Origin of the sequence: Polaromonas sp., assembly GCF_016185115.1 — a bacterium.
Taxonomy (GTDB): domain Bacteria; phylum Pseudomonadota; class Gammaproteobacteria; order Burkholderiales; family Burkholderiaceae_C; genus Polaromonas.
The window spans coordinates 245780-263368 of the sequence record NZ_JACPOF010000030.1 but is presented as its reverse complement, the minus strand read 5'-3'; the positions used below and the strand labels follow the sequence as shown (position 1 = coordinate 263368).

At 60.2% G+C, this 17589-nt stretch carries 18 protein-coding genes; 8 read left to right on the top strand and 10 right to left on the bottom strand.

Translation table 11 applies throughout. The annotated features are described in order from the left end of the window. Nucleotides 1-4: 4 nt before the first annotated feature. Genes HYX42_RS22220 through HYX42_RS22210 form a run of 3 tightly spaced genes read right to left on the bottom strand, consistent with a single transcriptional unit; the run spans nucleotide 5 to nucleotide 2582 of the window. Nucleotides 5-418: a S4 domain-containing protein gene (locus tag HYX42_RS22220; protein WP_293407354.1), complete on the bottom strand. Its 414-nt coding sequence runs from the start codon at nucleotides 416-418 to the stop codon at nucleotides 5-7. Between the two features lie 53 nt (nucleotides 419-471). Next, nucleotides 472-1884 carry a sensor histidine kinase gene (locus HYX42_RS22215; protein WP_293407352.1) on the bottom strand — a complete coding sequence of 471 codons (1413 nt, stop codon included), beginning with the start codon at nucleotides 1882-1884 and terminating at the stop codon, nucleotides 472-474. Continuing rightward, nucleotides 1881-2582, bottom strand: a complete 702-nt coding sequence (locus HYX42_RS22210) for a response regulator transcription factor (RefSeq protein ID WP_293407349.1) — start codon at nucleotides 2580-2582, stop codon at nucleotides 1881-1883. The genes HYX42_RS22215 and HYX42_RS22210 overlap by 4 nt, the downstream gene beginning before the upstream one ends. A 410-nt stretch (nucleotides 2583-2992) precedes the next feature. Here HYX42_RS22210 and HYX42_RS22205 point away from each other — a divergent pair, with 410 nt between their 5' ends. From HYX42_RS22205 to HYX42_RS22190, 4 genes are all read left to right on the top strand, one after another. Beyond that, nucleotides 2993-3952 (top strand): tripartite tricarboxylate transporter substrate-binding protein, encoded by a 960-nt coding sequence (locus HYX42_RS22205; RefSeq protein WP_293407347.1) that lies wholly within the window; start codon nucleotides 2993-2995, stop codon nucleotides 3950-3952. 127 nt (nucleotides 3953-4079) lie between these two features. Further along, the gene (locus HYX42_RS22200) at nucleotides 4080-4619 is read left to right on the top strand and encodes a tripartite tricarboxylate transporter TctB family protein (RefSeq protein ID WP_293407345.1); all 540 of its coding nucleotides are present in this window, start codon (nucleotides 4080-4082) and stop codon (nucleotides 4617-4619) included. A gap of 1 nt (nucleotide 4620) precedes the next feature. Further along, on the top strand, nucleotides 4621-6129 hold the full coding sequence (locus HYX42_RS22195) for a tripartite tricarboxylate transporter permease (RefSeq protein WP_293407343.1): 1509 nt from the start codon (nucleotides 4621-4623) through the stop codon (nucleotides 6127-6129). A 147-nt stretch (nucleotides 6130-6276) separates the two neighbouring features. After that, nucleotides 6277-7407 (top strand): cobalamin-independent methionine synthase II family protein, encoded by a 1131-nt coding sequence (locus HYX42_RS22190; protein WP_293407341.1) that lies wholly within the window; start codon nucleotides 6277-6279, stop codon nucleotides 7405-7407. 26 nt (nucleotides 7408-7433) lie between these two features. Here HYX42_RS22190 and HYX42_RS22185 read toward each other — a convergent pair whose 3' ends face one another. From HYX42_RS22185 to HYX42_RS22160, 6 genes are all read right to left on the bottom strand, one after another. Continuing rightward, nucleotides 7434-8219, bottom strand: a complete 786-nt coding sequence (locus HYX42_RS22185; protein WP_293407339.1) for a glutathione S-transferase family protein — start codon at nucleotides 8217-8219, stop codon at nucleotides 7434-7436. A 25-nt stretch (nucleotides 8220-8244) separates the two neighbouring features. Then, nucleotides 8245-9231 carry a tripartite tricarboxylate transporter substrate binding protein gene (locus tag HYX42_RS22180; RefSeq protein ID WP_293407337.1) on the bottom strand — a complete coding sequence of 329 codons (987 nt, stop codon included), beginning with the start codon at nucleotides 9229-9231 and terminating at the stop codon, nucleotides 8245-8247. Between the two features lie 43 nt (nucleotides 9232-9274). After that, a complete protein-coding gene (locus tag HYX42_RS22175; protein WP_293407335.1) occupies nucleotides 9275-10255 on the bottom strand; it encodes an amidohydrolase family protein in 981 nt (326 codons plus the stop codon). 94 nt (nucleotides 10256-10349) lie between these two features. Then, nucleotides 10350-11588 (bottom strand): acyl-CoA dehydrogenase family protein, encoded by a 1239-nt coding sequence (locus tag HYX42_RS22170; RefSeq protein ID WP_293407333.1) that lies wholly within the window; start codon nucleotides 11586-11588, stop codon nucleotides 10350-10352. A 38-nt stretch (nucleotides 11589-11626) separates the two neighbouring features. After that, complete coding sequence (locus HYX42_RS22165; protein WP_293407331.1) at nucleotides 11627-12136, bottom strand: flavin reductase family protein; 510 nt, start codon at nucleotides 12134-12136, stop codon at nucleotides 11627-11629. A gap of 134 nt (nucleotides 12137-12270) precedes the next feature. Further along, complete coding sequence (locus HYX42_RS22160) at nucleotides 12271-13221, bottom strand: LysR family transcriptional regulator (RefSeq protein ID WP_293407329.1); 951 nt, start codon at nucleotides 13219-13221, stop codon at nucleotides 12271-12273. A 273-nt stretch (nucleotides 13222-13494) separates the two neighbouring features. Between HYX42_RS22160 and HYX42_RS22155 the strand changes: the two genes are divergently transcribed. Both HYX42_RS22155 and HYX42_RS22150 read left to right on the top strand, forming a co-directional pair. Continuing rightward, nucleotides 13495-14220 (top strand): DUF1028 domain-containing protein, encoded by a 726-nt coding sequence (locus tag HYX42_RS22155; RefSeq protein WP_293407327.1) that lies wholly within the window; start codon nucleotides 13495-13497, stop codon nucleotides 14218-14220. Further along, nucleotides 14217-15191 (top strand): tripartite tricarboxylate transporter substrate binding protein, encoded by a 975-nt coding sequence (locus HYX42_RS22150; RefSeq protein ID WP_293407325.1) that lies wholly within the window; start codon nucleotides 14217-14219, stop codon nucleotides 15189-15191. Before HYX42_RS22155 ends, HYX42_RS22150 begins: the two co-directional genes overlap by 4 nt. Before the next feature lie 53 nt (nucleotides 15192-15244). Here the strand turns inward: HYX42_RS22150 and HYX42_RS22145 are convergent, their stop codons facing one another. Continuing rightward, entirely contained in the window at nucleotides 15245-16180 is a 936-nt protein-coding gene (locus HYX42_RS22145; protein ID WP_293407324.1) for a LysR substrate-binding domain-containing protein, read from the bottom strand. A gap of 12 nt (nucleotides 16181-16192) precedes the next feature. Here HYX42_RS22145 and HYX42_RS22140 point away from each other — a divergent pair, with 12 nt between their 5' ends. Beyond that, on the top strand, nucleotides 16193-16432 hold the full coding sequence (locus HYX42_RS22140; protein WP_293407322.1) for a hypothetical protein: 240 nt from the start codon (nucleotides 16193-16195) through the stop codon (nucleotides 16430-16432). Further along, nucleotides 16429-17577, top strand: coding sequence for a Xaa-Pro peptidase family protein (locus tag HYX42_RS22135; protein ID WP_293407320.1), 1149 nt, complete (start codon nucleotides 16429-16431; stop codon nucleotides 17575-17577). Before HYX42_RS22140 ends, HYX42_RS22135 begins: the two co-directional genes overlap by 4 nt. Nucleotides 17578-17589: the final 12 nt, after the last annotated feature.

Sequence of the window (17589 nt, the reverse complement as noted above, 5' to 3'; positions counted from 1 at the left end):
GCCTTCAGTCCGCCGAGGCGCTCCAGCGGTCGCCCCAGGCGCCGTCTTTCACTTTCTGGATATCGCGGCGGTCGCGTTTGGTCGGGCGGCCGTGTTCCAGCGTGTGGGCCGGGTCCTGGCCCATGCAGCGCTGTTCGGCCGCTACAGCCTGCAGGCGCAGGCTTTCTTCGGTTTCTTCATAAAGCTGCTGGGCAACAGGCGCTGCGCCGCGCTGGTTGCTGATGCCACGGACGACGATGGTGCGGGTCGACGGCCCCTGGCGAATCGAGACCGTGTCGCCGGGCTTTACTTCACGCGCCGGCTTGGCCTCAAGGTCGTTAATACGGACACGGCCCTTGTCGATTTGTTCCACGGCCAGCGATCGGGTCTTGTAAAAACGCGCGGCCCAGAGCCACTTGTCTATGCGCAATTTATCCATTACCTGCCATTTTGAGCCATCAACATGACTTTCAAGCAGGCTGCAGACATCTTTTACACCTCGCTGCCAGACAGGGGCAGGCGGGCGGTGGCGTCCAGCCCGGCGATGCGGCCGTGCGCAATGCGGTTGTCCAGCGACAGGCTGCCGCCCAGCGCCTCCGTGATCTCGCGGCAGATCGCCAGGCCCAGGCCCGAACCCTGTCGCACATTGCCGGCTGAAAACGGCTGGTACAGGCGTGCGGCCAGTTCATCGCTGATGCCCGGCCCGCTGTCGCTGATGATCAACGCCGCCCAGGTGGCGTCGCGGGCGATACGCACGGCCAGCGTGCCGCCAACAGGCGTGTGCTTGATGGCGTTATGCAGCAGGTTGCGCGTGAGTTCGCCCAGCATCCATTCATGTGCCAGCACGGTGGCCGGCACGGTTTCAATGTCAAAGGCGATGTCCTTTTCAGCCAGCAGCGGTGACAGGTCAAGCGCAACCGAACGTACGGCTTGAGCGAGGTCCATGGGCCGTAATTCTGGTTGCTGGCGCAGCTGCTCGACCTTGGCCAGCGACAGCATCTGGTTGGCGAGCGTGGTGGCGCGGTCAACGGTCAGCCCTATTTCACCCAGCGCCTCCTGCGCACCCATGTCGCCGTGTAGTGCAGACTGCACCTGCACCTTGAGCACGGCCAGCGGCGTGCGCAACTGGTGGGCTGTGTCGCGCACAAAGCGTTTCTGGTGGTCCAGCAGCAACTGCAGGCGGCCCATGACGGCGTTGGTGGCATCAACCAGCGGCAGCAGCTCGCGCGGTGCGCCGGTGGCGGCAATCGGCGTCAGGTCACCCTCGGGCCGGGACCGCAGCTGCGCACTCAGGTCACGCACCGGCCGGGTGGCACGCTGCACCACGATGACCACGACCAGCGCAATCACCGCCACCAGCAGCGCCTGGTGCCAGACGGTGTCAAAAAGAATCTTGCGTGCCAGCGTGTGCCGCAGCTCCAGCGTCTCGGCCACCTGCACCACGGCCATGCCCCGGCCCTTCGCACTGGCCACTGGCTGTAACAGAACGGCCACACGCACGTCTTCGCCGCGGAAGACATCGTCATAAAAATCAACCAGCGCAGAGTAGGGCGGTTTGGCGGGTATGGTGCCGCGCCAGAAAGCCAGTTGCGCAAAGCCCGAGATCATCTCGCCGCCCTGGGTTGAGACGCGGTAGAACAGCCGGCTCTGGTTGTCGGCTTCAAATGCTTCCAGCGCCGCGTAGGGCACGGTGACGCGCAGTTCCGACTGCTCGTCGTAACCCGTGACATCAAGTTGCTCACCAATCGATTTGGCCGATGCCAGCAGCGTGCGGTCATAGGCGGTGTTGACGGCGCTGAGGGCCTGGTTGTAGAGGCTGATGGTGTTGATGACGACGAGCAGGCAGACCGGGCCCAGAATGCCCAGTAAAAGGTAGCGTCTGAGCGAGATGGCTCTTGCGCTCACGCCTCGACCTTCAGCAGGTAGCCGAGCCCGCGCAAGGTCATCAGCGTGACGCCGGTGCCGGCCAGCTTCTTGCGCAGGCGGTAGACGACGACCTCGACGGCCTCGTACTGCACATCGGCCTCGCCAGGAAAGACCAGCTCAAAGAGCTTTTCTTTTGATACGGCATGGCCTGGTTTCACCATTAGCGCCTGAAGCAAGGCGAGCTCGCGCGGGGTGAGCTCCATCACCAGGCCTTCGTGGTAAATCGCGCCGCTGTCTTTTTCATAACGCAGTGAGCCGACCATCATGTTGCCGGGCTCGGGTGCAGCGCTGGCGGCGCGGCCGGCCCTTTCCGTCTCTAACTGGCGGCGGGCCAGCGCACGTAAACGAGCTTCGAGTTCATCCAGGTCAAAAGGCTTGGGCAGGTAGTCGTCGGCGCCCAGGTTCAGGCCCATCACGCGGTCGCCTACCGTGCCGCGTGCGGTGAGTATCAGCACCGGTGTTTTCAGGCCCTGCCTGCGCGCCGCATCCAGTACCTGCAGGCCGTCCATGCCGGGCAGGCTCAGGTCCAGCACGACGACATCGGGTTGCAACGCGGTCCATGCATCCAGCGCCACCGAGCCGTCAGTGCAGCCTGTTACGTCAATGCCGCGCCGGCTCAGCGCGCGCTGCAGGGCCGTCTGCATGGACGAGTCATCTTCTACTAACAGTAATTTCATCGGGAAGGGCTGGGCGAAAGGTGGCAACTGTGTATCAGCGGGCGATGTCGGACCGGAGCCTGTTTATGTTCTTTAAGGGGTCGCGCAAGCACCTTGTCGGGATGGGCTGCAAGGCGCGGTGCGCAGCCAATAGCTGGCTATTGGTAAGCAGCGCAACGCAGCAGACCGCCCGAGAAGGTGCTTGCCCGCCGGGTTGGGGTGAAATCGGGCGATTGCGCCGCCCAGGCCCTTCCATGGGCATGAGCCCATGCGGCATGCCCGGACACCACACTCATCCCGATTACACCCCAACGCGACCCCATAAAGAGCATAAACAGGCTCTAGGCACTTTCCCTAGTGCCCCCAGACAGCCGTTTGACAGGAAGCGCGCGCATCATTGACGGCTGTACCTGATTCACAAGGAGACCCTCATGCGTCGCGACACCTTCCTCAAAACCCTTGCAGCCCTGGCCGCTACCGGCGCCTTCCCGTTTTCCGCCCATGCGGCGAGCAACGTCAAGATGATGATTCCCGCCAACCCCGGCGGCGGCTGGGACACCACCGGCCGCGCCCTGGGCAAGGCGCTGACCGACGCCAAGGTGGCAGATACCGTGACCTATGACAACAAGGGCGGTGCCGCAGGGGCGCTGGGCCTGGCCCAGTTCGTCAACGGTTCAAAAGGTGACCCGAATGCGCTGATGGTCATGGGCGCCGTCATGCTGGGTGGCCTGATCACCGGCAAGCCGCCGGTCAGCCTGTCGTCGGCCACACCGATTGCGCGCCTGTCCAGCGAATACAACGTCTTCGTGCTGCCGGCCAACTCGCCCATGAAGAGCATGGCCGATGTGGTGGCCCAGCTCAAGAAAGACCCCGGCAGCGTGAAGTGGGGCGGCGGTTCGCGCGGCTCTACCGAGCACATCGCCGCGGCGATGATTGCGCAAAAGGTCGGCGTCGATCCCTCGAAGATCAACTACGTCGCCTTCCGCGGCGGCGGTGAGGCCACGGCGGCCATCCTGGGCGGCAACGTGACTGTGGGCGGCAGCGGCTACAGCGAGTTTGGGGAATACATCAAGGCCGGCAAGATGAAGGCGCTTGCAGTCACATCCGGCAAGCGTCTTGACGGTGTGGCTATACCCACGCTGAAGGAGCAGGGCATTGATGTGGAGATTGGCAACTGGCGCGGCGTGTACGGCGCGCCCGGCATCACGCCCGAGCAGCGCAAGGCCCTGACCGACATGGTGCTGGCTGCCATGAAAACATCCGCATGGGCTGAGGCCGTCAAGAAAAATGACTGGACGCCTGCCGTGTTGACCGGCGATGCGTTTGCAAAGTTTGTCGACGATGACTTCGCCAGCCTGCGCGCGACCATGGTCAAGGCCGGCATGGTCTGATTTCTCTGATCTGTCAGCGTTCGAATGTCATTCCGGGCGTGACCCGCAATCCATGACGCTGTATTCAGTGGTCAGTGATGGATCCCGGATCAAGTCCGGGATGACAGCCAATAACCGAATCAAAAAGATGATGACATCACATTCGTTTTCCGACCAGCCCGAAAAGCCCACTTCGGTCCTGCCCCAAACCCTGGTCGGCGTCGGCGTGTTGCTGACCGGTCTGGCGCTGGCGTTTGGCGCCATTGGCATTTCATCCACGGCGGGTTACGGCGGCGTAGGCCCCAACTTCCTGCCCTGGCTGGTGTCCGCCGGGCTGACGGTGTGCGGCATTTTCATCATCCGGGAAGCGCGCACCGGCGGTTATCGTGAACTGGGTGCACCGTCGGGCGCGGCGCGCGGCTACTGGCCGGGTTTTGTCTGGGTGTCTGCAGGCTTGCTGCTCAATGCCGTGCTCATCACCACGATAGGCTTCATCTTCAGTTGCGCACTGTGTTATCTGCTGGCGGTGCAGGGCCTGCGCCGCGCCGGCGGCCAGCCTGCGGGCTCCGTGCGCGTGTGGGTGACCGATATCGTCAGCGGGCTGGTGATTTCTGCGCCGGTGTACTGGATGTTCACAAAATTCCTGGCGATCAATCTGCCTGGTTTAACTGCAAGCGGGTGGATCTAGCATGGACATTTTCAACGCCCTTATGGCGGGCTTTGCCACCGCCATCACACCAGCCAACCTGATCTGGTGCCTGGTCGGCTGCGCCCTTGGCACAGCCGTCGGCGTGCTGCCTGGTATTGGCCCCGCTGTCGCGGTCGCCATGTTGCTGCCCATCACATCCAAGGTCGAAGTCACGGCCTCCATGATCTTCTTTTCTGGCATTTATTACGGCGCCATGTACGGCGGCTCGACGACGTCCATCCTGCTCAACACACCGGGGGAGACGGCCAGCATGGTCACCGCGATGGAGGGCAACAAGATGGCCAAGAGCGGGCGCGCAGGCGCTGCTCTGGCTACTGCGGCCATTGGTTCGTTTGTCGCGGGCACCATCGCCACGGTCATCGTCACACTGTTCGCTCCCTACGTTGCGGACTTTGCCGTCAAGCTCGGCCCGCCCGAGTATTTCCTGCTGATGCTGCTGGCCTTCACCACCGTGAGTGCCGTGCTGGGCCAGAGCACCCTGCGCGGCATGACCGCGCTGTTCATTGGTCTGGCTGCCGGTTGCGTGGGGCTTGACCAGATTTCCGGCCAGGGCCGTTACACCGCCGGTGTGCCTGAACTGCTGGATGGCATCGAGATCGTGCTGGTGGCTGTTGGCCTGTTCGCGGTGGCCGAGGTGCTGTATGCCGCGCTCTACGAAGGCCGCGTGAAGGAGGAGCAGAACAAGCTCAGCCGCGTCTACATGACCAGACGCGACTGGAAACGCTCCATCCCTGCCTGGCTTCGCGGCACGGCCATAGGCGCACCCTTCGGCTGCATTCCTGCGGGCGGCACGGAGATACCCACCTTTCTCAGCTATGCGACCGAAAGGAAGCTCATCAAGAACCCGCAAGACAAGGCCGAGTTCGGGACCGCTGGTGCTATCGAAGGCGTCGCAGGCCCTGAAGCAGCCAACAATGCCAGTGTGACGGCCGCATTGATTCCGCTGCTCACGCTCGGCATTCCGACCTCCAACACCACGGCGATTTTGCTGGGCGCATTCCAGAACTACGGCATACAGCCCGGCCCCCAACTGTTCACCACATCGGCATCGCTGGTCTGGGCGTTGATCGCCTCGCTCTACATCGGCAACCTCATGCTGCTGGTGCTCAACCTGCCCATGGTGGGTTTGTGGGTCAAGCTGCTGAAGATCCCCAAGCCCCAGCTCTACGCGGGCATACTGATTTTTGCAACCGTCGGCGCCTATGGCATGCGGCAGAGCGCGTTCGACCTCTTCCTTCTTTACGCCATCGGCCTGCTAGGCGTGGTGATGCGGCGCTTTGATTTTCCGACCGCGCCCGTCGTCGTCGGCATGATCCTCGGCCCGCTCGCAGAAGCGCAGCTGCGTAACGCGATGTCGATAGGCGAGGGCAGCCCGGCAGTGTTCTTCCAGCGGCCCATGTCCATCGTGCTGGTGATCATTGTGATGGCTGTGCTGGTCTTGCCGCGAGTGGCGAAGGTGGTGTCGGCGAGGCGGGCCAAGGTTGGCTGATGTTGCCCGGTAATTAGATGCCCGGATGTTCAGGTCGGGGCCTCATTCATGGAGGCCGGCCTGCTGTTTCCCGCTAAGATTGTGCAACTCAAACCTACGCATCGGGTTCCATACCGGCGCCGACACTTCCCATCAAAGGACTATCCCATGACCATTCTGACCACCCACGTGGGCAGCCTTCCACGCGGCGACGAGCTCGCGGGCCTGCTTCTGAAACGCGACCATGGCGAGGCTGTGGATGACGCGCACTTCGAGCAGGTCGTGCAGACCGCCATAGACCACGCGGTGCAAAAGCAGGCCGAAGCAGGCGTCGGCATCATGAGTGACGGCGAACTGGGCAAGGTCGGCTACGCGACCTACATCACCGAGCGGCTGGAAGGCTTTGGCGGGCACGTTGACCGCACGCCCGCCAAGGACCTTGCGGACCTGCCGGACCTGCGCAAGAAGCTGGCCGCCATCATGGGCGCACAGGAGTTCGTGCGTGCCGCCTGCATAGGGCCGGTGAAACTGCGGACTCTGGAGCCCTGCCACGCCGACATCCGCCGCTTCAAGTCGGCGATGGAGCGCCATGGCGGCGGCGCGCGGGGCTTCATGAATGCTGCCTCGCCAGGCCTCATCACGGCTTTTCAGCCCAACAAACATTACCCCTCGCATGAGGCTTACCTGGCCGCACTCGTCGATGCGATGCGCCCTGAATACGAGGCGATTGTGGCGGCAGGTTTCGATCTGCAACTTGACTGCCCCGACCTCGCCATGGCGGCGCATACCGGCTTCCAGCACCTCAGCGAAGAGGAGTTCGTCAAGCGCGCCTGGCAGAACGTCGAAGCGCTGAACGCGGCCACGAGCAATATTCCGCGCGAGAAACTGCGCATGCATATCTGCTGGGGCAACTACGAAGGCCCGCACCATTGCGACATCGCCCTTGAGAAGGTGATTGATCCCATCCTCGCCGCACGGCCATCCACCATCCTGTTCGAGGCGGCAAACCCGCGGCATGAGCACGAGTGGGAAATATGGCAGGGCGCCGGCCTCGCCGACGACAAGATACTGGCACCCGGCCTGATCGACAGCTGCTCGAACTACGTCGAGCACCCTGAACTGATACGCCAGCGCATAGAACGCTACACCGCCTTCATGGGTCCTGATCGCGTGGTCGCCAGTACCGATTGCGGTTTCGGCACCTTTGCCAACTACGGCAAGATCGACCCTGTTGTGACGTGGATGAAACTGGCTGCCCTGAAGGAAGGCGCCGAGCGCGCGAGCCGCGTCGCGGCCTGAGCGCCCGGCCGGGCAGCGCATTGACGCTAGCCTGCCGCTGTAGCCTCAAGTACCGGCGTGGTTTTCAGGCCCACCTCTTCGTAGCCACCGCCGCTCTCGTCTGGCCACGAAACTGCGACCTGGAAAGCAGGCCGTTTTGAAATGGCCGCATACCAGGCATGTACACGGGGGCGCTTCGTCGCGGACCAGAACCCGTCCTGACCCAGCGCAGACAGGCGGAACATGAAGGGCGCAATCGAGATGTCGGCCAGCGAGAAGTCGCCTACGATCCAGGGGCCGGGCTTCAGGGTGATTTCAAGCCGGTCAAGCAGGGCTTCGATGGACGCCCTTGCTTCCTGCAGTTCGTCCTCATGAATTTCACCGCGCACGGCGCGCGAGTGCAGGTCCTGCAGAAACCTGTTGGGTCGATGCCTGGCCTGTTCACGCAATACCTCGTCGCCCCAGCGCTTCCTGAGCTTGGGCAGGATGTACCTGACCATGGTCAGCTTGGCGATGGCATCAAAGCCGTCATCGCAGGCCTTGGTGAACTCCCGCATACGGGCCGCTTTGAGCGGATTGCGCGGAACCAGGTCAATGCCGGGGAAGGCTGCTGCGATGTATTCGTTGATCACGGCCGACTCGCAAATCACCTCACCGTCATGTACCAGCGCCGGCACCATGCCCGCCGGGTTGATGGCCAGGTATTCCGGTTTCAGCTGATCGAATTTGAACAGGTCGATGTAACGGCTTTGCCAGGCCACGCCTTTTTCTTCAAGCGCCATGCGCACGCGGACTGAACAAACCGAACTCCAGAAATGGTAAAGCTCAATCATGGTGGTTTCTGATCCGGGCGCGGGTTTATTGCGGTTGCAGCTTGAGGCCCACGACCACTTTTTTCCAGGCGGCGCGTTGTTCCGCGACATAGTCCCCCAGCTGCTTCGGCGTGCCGGTCTTTGGGTAAGTGCCGAGTTCGGCAAAACGCGCGACCACTTCAGGCTCAAGAACAATCTTGTTCACGTCGCGGTTGATCTGTTCCACGATGGCTGCGGGTGTTCCGGTCGGTGCGTAGATGGCGAACCAGCCCCCCGATTCAAGGCCTTTGTAGGTATCAGACGCCAAAGGGATGTTCTCAAAACCGGGCAGACGCTCTCTTGACATCACGGCCAGCGCGCGGAACTTGCCGGCCCTGACGTTGGGCATGAGCACTGACAAACCGTCAATACCAACAGCGGCCTCATTGGAGAGCAAAGCCGTGATGGCCTGTGGTGATCCGGTGTAGGGAACGGTCATCAGCGGCGCACCCATGGCCTGGCCCAGCACTTCGCCTGTCAGGTGCGGAACTGAGTTGAGCTGCGGTGCGGCAAAGGTGATGCGGCCGGGCTGGGCTTTTGCGGCTTTTGCGAGGTCTGGCAGGGTTTTGATGTCTGAAGACGCAGGGACCACGATGGCCATGGGTGCGGTACCGATCGCGGCAACGGGAATGATGTCGGCATCTGCATTGAACTGCGGGTTTTTGTAGAGCTCGGGTGTCAGCGTCAACACTGCAGCGGGTATGAAGCCAATGGTGTAGCCATCATTGGGCGAGCGGACCAGCGCACTCATGCCTGGAATGCCACCCGCGCCCGGCTTGTTGTCAACGATCACCGTCTGGCCCCAGACGACGCGAAGGCGCTCGGCCATCAGGCGGGCAATTACGTCAGGCGCTGCTCCTGCGGGGAAGGGCACGATCATGCGCACGGGTTTGTTGGGCCAGCTTTGCGCCATGGCCGGGTTCACGGTTGCGGCCAGGCCGAGCAGGGCTGCGCACGCTGCGAGTGCAAGTTGTTTTCGACGGGGTGTGTTCATGGTTGTCTCCTTTTGTTGTTGCCTGGGCATATTGCCAATGAAATCAGATGCCGAGCCTGAACAGCTTCACGGCATTCGTGCGGCCTATCTTGATACGGTCGTGTTCGCTGATGCTGGCCACATCAAACCAGTTGGCTGCGTGGTCGACGTTTTCAAAAGGCCAGTCGGTTGAAAAGAGGATGCGATCGGCTCCGATTTCAAGAATGGCATCTATGAGGGTCTGCGTGCGGAAGTTGCCGGACGTGGTGAGGTAGAAGTTCTCCTGGAAGTACTCCCCCAGCGGACGTTTGGCGGGATACGCCGGCGGTGCCTTGGTCCACCCGTTGCGATTGTCTATGCGCCACATGCTGTAGGGCAGGCCCTCGCCCATGTGCCCCAGAACAACAGCCAGTTGGGGGTATTTGTCGAACAGGCCGCTGGCCATGAGGCGCAGCGCATGCACGGCGGTCTCCTGCCCGAAAGCCCAGGTAGGCCCCATCAACCACGGGTGGCCTTCATAGATGGCCGAGTCCTTGGGCAGGGGGTTGCGCGGGTGCAGGTAGAAGGGCACACCGAGTGACTCGACAACACCCCAGAAAGGCCAGTATTGCGGCAGGTCGTAGTACACGCCGGATGGCGACCCGCTGATTTCCGAGAAGCCGTTGACCAGCGCGCCCTTGAAACCCAGTTGTGTGACACAGCGTTCGAGTTCGCGTGAGGCGAGATCCGGGTCCTGCATGGGCAATGCTGCCAGCCCCTGGAGGCGGCCCGGGCGTTTCGCAATCTGCTCGGCCAGGTAGTCGTTGGCGCGGCGGGACAAGGCGTTTGCCATCTTCGGGTCGGGTATGGCCTGCACCGTAGGCGCATTCAGCGAAAGCAGCATCATCTCCACGCCGTTCGCGTCCATCTCGCGAATGCGCCTGTCCTGGATGTCGAGCAGCCTGCTGCCCAGTTCGGTCCAGACTTTTTCCGGAAGGTATCCGGCCGAATCCTTCAATGTTTCTTCGAGCGCGAAGTGCTCTTCGAGGCCAATCTTGCCTTGCATGTCTCTTATCCTTTGTTTTGAAAAATTCGCGCTGTGGGTGCAGCGCAACTGCTGTAAAAAACCCGGTACTTGCCCTTTGGCCCAAAGCAAAAAATCAGTATTGGCCTTTAGGTTCAAGGCCAAGGGCCATCTGCCCGCTCATGGTGCCGACGGCGTCCCAATTCAGGCTGATATGGCGGCCCGCCGCGTTGGCATCGCGCCAGGCGCGCTGCACGGGGTTGGACATGGCCAGGCCGTAGCCGCCGGTGGATGCATTCAGTGCTTCGGCTGCACGAATTGCCAGCGAGACGGCGAAAGCCTGGCCGCGGCGGCTCAGGATGCGGTCCCCGGTGCTGATGGGTTGACCCGACCGGATAGTCACAGCCCGCGCGCGTACATCGCGGAGCAGGATTTCCTTTGCGGCATCGGTGCTGGCTGCTGCGTCTGCCACCCGCAGTTGTATGGTGGGGAACTCCGCCATGCGGTTGTTGCCGCCAGCCACAGCACCGCGTGTGACGCGCTTGCCGGTGGCCTCCACATAATCTGCCAGCGCACCGATAGCGGCGCCCACGCCCGCTGCTGCCAGGCATGAGGGCACATTCGACAGCATGGGAATGCGAAAGCCGGGGTTGGCGTGTACTTTGCTGCCTGGCGTGTTGCCGCTGATGGTGGCCGAGAATGCCAGCAGGCGGTGGGACGGCACAAATACGTTTTCGAGCACCAGGGTTTTGCTGCCCGTGCCCGCCAGGCCCACCACATCCCAGTCACCGTGAATCACGTAGTCGCTGGCAGGGACCAGGAAGAACGCGGGGCCGGGTGCATGCCCGGCTTCATCAGCAGGCATCACCGAGGCGCACACGGCCCACTGCGCGCCGTCGCATCCGCTGGCAAAAGACCATCTGCCATTGAGCACATATCCGCCAGCGGCAGCAGTGGCCTTGCCCGCCGGTGCGTAAGAGCCGCAAACTGCGGGGTCGGTGTCTTCGTCCCACACATCGCGCTGCACCCTCTCGTCAAAACTGGCGAGCAACCATTGATGGGCAGCGTACAGGCCATATACCCAGGCGGTCGAAGCGCAGGCCTGGGCAAGCTCCATCACAAGCTCGACCAGCATGTCGAAGTCATATTCATAGCCGCCGAACTTTGCCGGCTTGACGATGCGATACAGACCTGCATCGCGCAATGCACGCAGGTTCTCGGCGGGTATGCGGCCCAGCTTTTCGGCCTCTGCGGCCCTGGCTTTTATTTGGGGGAGCAGGGCGCGCATGGTGGCCAGCAGTTCGGCCGGCGTGGGCCGCACCTCGGTGTGCTGGATGGCTGTCTGCGGATTTTCAAGAGTAGCGGTATGGGACATGGGGGCCTTGGGTGTGGATGATTGAAACCTGGGGCAATCTATGCCGCAGGACTGGCAACGCAATAGGCGCCGTCCTGGTAAACCAGCGGCGAGATGGCATCGCGAAGGCCGACCTGTTCGACCTCGCCAACAAAAATGGTGTGTGTGCCATAGGGAATGGCGGCGCCCTTTTTGCAGAACAGGTTGGCCTGCGCGTCTGCCAGATAAGGCCCGCCTTCTTCCGTAAAAGACCATTCGCCCATTTCAAACCGTTCTGCAGAACCCGCGCCGCCGCTGAAGGCCGCCGACAGGGCCACCTGGTCGCGGTGCAGCACGTTCACGCAAAAACGACGGGCGCGGTACATGATGTCGTGAAGCAGCGTTTTCTGGTTCAGGCAGATCAGCAGCGAAGGCGGGTTCATTGACAGCGAGGTGACAGCCGTGGCGGTCATGCCGTGGTGACGTTCGTGGTCGGCGGCAGTGATGATGGTGACCGTTGATGCAAAACGGCGCATGGCAGCGCGGTAAGCAAGGTCGACCTCTTGCGGATTGATGGTTACCGTGTTCATTTTTGTCTCCTTGTCCGGTCAGCAACACTGACTGGCTTCTGGGTAAAAAATGTACGCGGCAAGCGCCAGAATTACCAATGCAAAGTCTGCACTTGCGATATGCAGGCTATGGATTTCCCCTCTGGGGGGATTCTTTATTGCTTCGAGATGAGCGAGTCCTGCTCAAGTTTGCTCAGTGCCTCGGCCCGCGCGCCTATGGCCACAAACTTCTGCCGTATCCATCGGTTGGCCGGGCTGTTCTGCATGCGCTTGTTCCAGATGATGCGGAACTCGACACGCGGTGATTCGAATGGAAGCTCCACCGCCACAAGTGACGACGAGCGCGTGAAAACACGCGCCGCACCGCGCGTGGTTGTCGTGATCATGTCAGAGCGTTCCAGCGCAATCACCGCGGCCAGGCCCTGCGGAAGGCGCATGGCAATACGCCGCCGCAAATCCATGTCGGCAAGTACCGAGTCAATCAGGTCCTCAGGCGCGCCGCTCATGCTGACCAGCAGATGTGGAGCTTTCAGGTATTCTTCCATCGTCAGTGTTTTTGCAGCCAGCGGGTGGTCGCGCCGCATCACGCAGACATGGCGGTCTGCCATCAACCTGCAGGTCATGAAACGGTCGGGCAGGCCCCTGAAAAAGCCAAGTCCGAGATCGGTTCGGCCGTTGTCGATATCGTCAAGAATTTCCTTGACCGAACCCGACCGGACCGTCAGCACCAGTGATGGCGCTTCTAGGCTGACGTCATCAACCAGTTGGGGCAGGGCGGCGATGGTTTCGTGCGATTCAACCGCAATATTGAAGTCACCCTCCGCTTCCAGCGGTACAAAACGGTCTGGCGTCAGCGCGGTCTGTATGTCCTGCAGCGCGAGCCGCACCGGGCCTGCCAGGCTGATGGCGCGCGGTGTGGGCTCCATGCCGCTGTTGGTGCGGATCAGGATCTCGTCGTCGAGCAATTTGCGCAGGCGGTCCAGCGCATGACTGGTCGCCGACTGGCTCAGGCCGATGCGCTCACCCGCGCGTCGCACCCCGCGCTCTTCAACAAGCGCGTCAAACACCACCAGGAGGTTGAGGTCGATTGAGCGGAGGTTCTTCATGGGGCTTAGCTGGAGAATCCTGCGACTATATCTTTGATGGCAAATGATGCCGTGAATGAATTTCATCACGCCTCCGGGGATGGCGCAAAAGTGGGCGCTGTATATCGCTTCGCCCGCAGGGCAAGCCAGCATGCAGACCTGACCTTCGGAAAACTCGAAAGCTGGCGGCAAATAATCAAATTGCGTGAAAGGCCCTGTTTTAGCAAACTCGGTTTGCGCGTTTGGTTTTGAATGCGCGATTTTTAGATAAAACAGAAAAGCATTACACAGATCATGACTTACACGGTAATTGGCCGCTGCCAAAGGACTAATCAAATCGGAATTGGGGTCGCCACATATTCATTGGCCTGCGGATCGTTTACTCAGGGTGCGCAGAATGCGTTTGGTGTGGTGATGACACAGGCTAACGTCCGCAAAGGAAATGCGCCCCTCGCTGCAAACCTTCTAAGCCAGGGCCTGTCCGGAAAAAGTGTCCTGGGCGCGCTCATAGAGGATGATGATCATGAGGCCTTGCGGCAGATCGGCGTCATGACGCGAAGTGGTGACTCGGCTGTTCATACAGGTGCACTTGTGCAGGGGTGGGCAGGGGAGAAGACCGGACCTGACTATCTGGTATTCGGAAATGTACTTGCTGGAGAACACGTTATTGATGCCATGGCGCGCGGTTTTGGCGAGGATGTGAGTCTGCCTCTCGTGGAGCGCCTTCTCCGTTCGCTTGAGCATGGCAGGGATGCGGGAGGCCAGGGGTACAACATTCCGAAACTTCCTGAAAGATCCGCCTGCCTCGTGGTCATGGACAAAAAGAATTACGCCGATTGGGATCTGCGGGTAGACCTGCACAGGACGGCAGTTGAAGAGTTACGGCGCATTTACGAGGTCTTCGCCAACTACCAGCCGTACTACAACGACCGTGACGACGATCCGAGCATTTGCCTGTCCCAGGTAGCGTGGGAAAAAAAGAATCTGACAGACCAACAACTTGAGGAATTTTTGAAATGATCAAATTAAAAAATCTGCTGGCGCTGTGCGGCAGTCTTATTCTGTGCACTGCGATATTGTTCCCTTCACCGGCGGCAGCGCAGGACTGGCCCAAGTCACCGGTGAAGATCGTCCTGCCGTTCACGCCAGGTGGAGGTGACCAGGTTTTTCGCATCATCGCTCCCCGGCTTTCCGAAAAATGGAAGCAGCCGGTGGTGATTGACTACAAACCGGGTGCCAGCAACATTGTTGCCACGGAGTTCATCGTCAAGTCAAAGCCTGATGGTTATACGATTGGCGTTACTGGCGCCACGGTCGCAAACAATCCGCTTTTTTACAAGTCGATCCCCTATACCTATGATGATTTCAGCGGCATTACGCGCCTGGTCAATCTGGAAATGGCACTCGTTGCACGAAATGATGCGCCCTTCAATACGCTCGCGGAACTGGTGGCTTACGCCAGGAAGAATCCTGGCAAGCTGAACTGGGGGACGGGTGGGCTGGGGGCGACTTACGCAGGCTTCAGGCAATTCATGTTTGCAGCCGATATTGACATGGTTCACGTGAATTTCCCGGGGTGGTCCCAGGCATTGTCTGAACTCATGGGCGGACGGTTGGACCTGGTGATCAATCCGCACGACTCCAGCGTCCAGTTTGTGAAGGGCCATCGGATGAAAATGATTGCGTCTTTCGGACCCAAACGAATCCCGGGGTTTGATCAGACGCCTGCGGTGAACGAGCTCTTTCCCGGGGTGGAAATCACGCCTTACTTCGCCTTTATCGCACCAAAGGGCACCCCACCTGGCATTCTCCGGAAAATACAGGAGGACACGACCCAGGTGCTGAATGAACCGGCCATCAGGAAACAACTCACGGATCTTGGTTTGAATGTAACCACGGCCACACCCGAGCAAACAGATCTTGCCTTTCGCACGGAAACCCTTGAGTGGGCCAAGATCGCAAAGCAGATAAAGCTGGCCCCGCCCCAGTGATCCGTTTGTAATCCCTTAAAGACACGAGCCGGCCGCAATATTTTGCGGCCGGCTCAGTCTTTTGGGGTCATATCATCTGCCGGATTGTGTTGTTCCTGCGCGGATCCTGCCATCAGATATTTCAGTAAAGCTGCTGGATGCTGGGCCAGTTCCGCTTCCCTGCGTACACAAAGCTTGAGCGGCAGTGCGGCCCATGCATCCTCCAGCTCAATGATTTTGATTCCGACCAGTTTTTGCATGCGACGCGCAGAGGAGCCAGGAACAATTCCGATGCCCACGCCGTTGGCTACCAGCTCACAGGCCATGGAAAAGCTCCGCAGTTGCACGCAATTTTTCAGGGGCTTGCCATGTTCGGTGGCATGCTGTTGCAGCATGGTGTGCATCCATGTCCCGCGTCCCGGACCAACAAATTCGTAGTCCAGAAAATCTGAAAAGCAAGCCCGTTTCCCGGTGACCGACGTCCATGAAGGGCGCGCGACGATCACGTACCGGTCGGTCACAAGCGGAATCGTCTCAAGCCCTCTTGTATCAACCGGCTCGGCTACAACGCCAATGTCCGCCCGTCCATCCAGCACGGCCTGGGGAATCTGGTCGTTGACCATTTCCTCTATGGTCAGGGTCGTTCCCGGAGTTTCCTTCAAAAAATCCGACAACGGCTGCTGAAGGTATTCGTAAAGGGCTGTTGTGTTGCTGCAAAGCTTGACGAAACTTTTGCCACGACTCCCGTATTCCGAAAGATCATCGTTCATGCGCTGAACTTCATTCAGCAGCCGGTAACTGTGGCCCAGCAACTTGCGGCCAGCATCCGTGGGGACAACGCCCCCGCGTCCGCGTTCAAGCAGGCGGGCTCCCATCTCCGTTTCCATTTCCTTGATGCGTGCACTTATGGATGCAACAGCGCGGTGTGAGCGCTCGGCTCCGCGCGTGATGCTCCCTGCCTGGACAACATTCACAAAAACCCTGAGATCTGAAATATCAAATCGGACCATATGCCCACCTGTATGGAAATTGAACGAAGAATCCCGTACTGCCTGCGTCCCACCCTTGACCGTACCACGCAAATTTCGGGCCTGTGTGGGGTTAAACGCCATGACCGTCGACTGGCGCGACCATGCTTACACCAATATGGTTTTTCCGAAAGCAGCAGCCTGAAAAATCGAATTGTGGAAGCGCTACATAACCCAAATAATGCGCAGGCTTCGATCAATTCCGATCCAGAAAATCAACTAACCAAAGCATGAAATTTCGCCCCAACCTGCCAGCTCTCCAGTCGCTGATTAACGACAAAAAACTGGATGCCCTGATTTGCATGAGTCCCGAGAACTTCACCTATGTTGCGGGTGCCTACATCACAACCATCAAGACCATCCGTCCCCGTCACGCCTACACGGTGTTGACAAAAGGCGGCGATGCACATGTCATTGTTTGCGCTATTGAAGAGTCCCTGGTGCGCAGTGAGGGCTGGATTGAAGACCTGCACGCCTATATCGAATTTCGTGACGACCCGGTTGTCATTCTGGCCGATGCGCTCAAGCGGATGGGTCTGTCGGCAGGGGTTGTCGGTTTCGACATGGGGTACGTACCCGCGGCCTCCCTCGCTCAGCTGACCGCGTTGTTGCCGCAACTACAACTCATTGACACCACTGAACTGGTAGCCGCCATAAGGGCCATCAAGAGCAGCGACGAAATTTCCGTTCTTGAAAAGACCACCAGACAGACGCACAGGGCAGTGGTCGATGGATTGGCGCAAAGCAGGATTGGCGACACAGACAGGTTGATTGCCAACCGGATCATCAAGCAGATGTTCGACCTGGGCGCCAATGGTGTGCAGCATTTGCACCTCGCATCCGGAAAGCGTACGCCCTTTGTCCACAACCATCCATCAGATGATCCAACGTGTGATGGCGAGATTCTGAGGCTGGATGTTGGCGGGACATACGGGCCTTTTGCCAGTGACCTGGCCCGGACATATTCAACCGGCAGTCCTTCAGCAGTGCATCGTGAGGTATATCGGACGCTCTGCGACGTTCAGGAAACCACGATCGGTGCGATGCGTCCCGGTGTGCTGGCAGAAGATCTGTACTTTCTTTGCAGGGAGGCATTCTCCCGGAGCGGTCTCCCCTGCACCCTGCCGCATATTGGGCACTCTTTTGGCATCGAGGCGCACGAGAGCCCCATGATTCGCCCCGGCGAAAAAACGCCGCTCCGGCCTGGCATGGTCATCAACATTGAACCGATGACAAAAGACCCGGACGGCAACCTGTACCACACCGAAGACCTTGTGCTTGTTACTGAAGACGGTTTCCGGATTCTCACGTACGGCCTCTCGCCGAAAGAAATGCCCATCCTTGGACAGGCCCTTTCCGTCGACAGGTACACCGCTTAACCCCGCCCCTAA

Bases quoted from the DNA above. Each gene is read 5' to 3' on its own strand.
- HYX42_RS22155 (WP_293407327.1), top strand. From the start codon at position 13,495: ATGACTTACACGGTAATTGGCCGCTGCCAAAGGACTAATCAAATCGGA.
- HYX42_RS22150 (WP_293407325.1), top strand. From the start codon at position 14,217: ATGATCAAATTAAAAAATCTGCTGGCGCTGTGCGGCAGTCTTATTCTG.
- HYX42_RS22210 (WP_293407349.1), bottom strand. From the start codon at position 2,582: ATGAAATTACTGTTAGTAGAAGATGACTCGTCCATGCAGACGGCCCTG.
- HYX42_RS22160 (WP_293407329.1), bottom strand. From the start codon at position 13,221: ATGAAGAACCTCCGCTCAATCGACCTCAACCTCCTGGTGGTGTTTGAC.
- HYX42_RS22185 (WP_293407339.1), bottom strand. From the start codon at position 8,219: ATGATTGAGCTTTACCATTTCTGGAGTTCGGTTTGTTCAGTCCGCGTG.
- HYX42_RS22205 (WP_293407347.1), top strand. From the start codon at position 2,993: ATGCGTCGCGACACCTTCCTCAAAACCCTTGCAGCCCTGGCCGCTACC.
- HYX42_RS22170 (WP_293407333.1), bottom strand. From the start codon at position 11,588: ATGTCCCATACCGCTACTCTTGAAAATCCGCAGACAGCCATCCAGCAC.
- HYX42_RS22195 (WP_293407343.1), top strand. From the start codon at position 4,621: ATGGACATTTTCAACGCCCTTATGGCGGGCTTTGCCACCGCCATCACA.
- HYX42_RS22145 (WP_293407324.1), bottom strand. From the start codon at position 16,180: ATGGTCCGATTTGATATTTCAGATCTCAGGGTTTTTGTGAATGTTGTC.
- HYX42_RS22180 (WP_293407337.1), bottom strand. From the start codon at position 9,231: ATGAACACACCCCGTCGAAAACAACTTGCACTCGCAGCGTGCGCAGCC.
- HYX42_RS22175 (WP_293407335.1), bottom strand. From the start codon at position 10,255: ATGCAAGGCAAGATTGGCCTCGAAGAGCACTTCGCGCTCGAAGAAACA.
- HYX42_RS22165 (WP_293407331.1), bottom strand. From the start codon at position 12,136: ATGAACACGGTAACCATCAATCCGCAAGAGGTCGACCTTGCTTACCGC.
- HYX42_RS22200 (WP_293407345.1), top strand. From the start codon at position 4,080: ATGATGACATCACATTCGTTTTCCGACCAGCCCGAAAAGCCCACTTCG.
- HYX42_RS22140 (WP_293407322.1), top strand. From the start codon at position 16,193: ATGGAAATTGAACGAAGAATCCCGTACTGCCTGCGTCCCACCCTTGAC.
- HYX42_RS22135 (WP_293407320.1), top strand. From the start codon at position 16,429: ATGAAATTTCGCCCCAACCTGCCAGCTCTCCAGTCGCTGATTAACGAC.
- HYX42_RS22220 (WP_293407354.1), bottom strand. From the start codon at position 418: ATGGATAAATTGCGCATAGACAAGTGGCTCTGGGCCGCGCGTTTTTAC.
- HYX42_RS22190 (WP_293407341.1), top strand. From the start codon at position 6,277: ATGACCATTCTGACCACCCACGTGGGCAGCCTTCCACGCGGCGACGAG.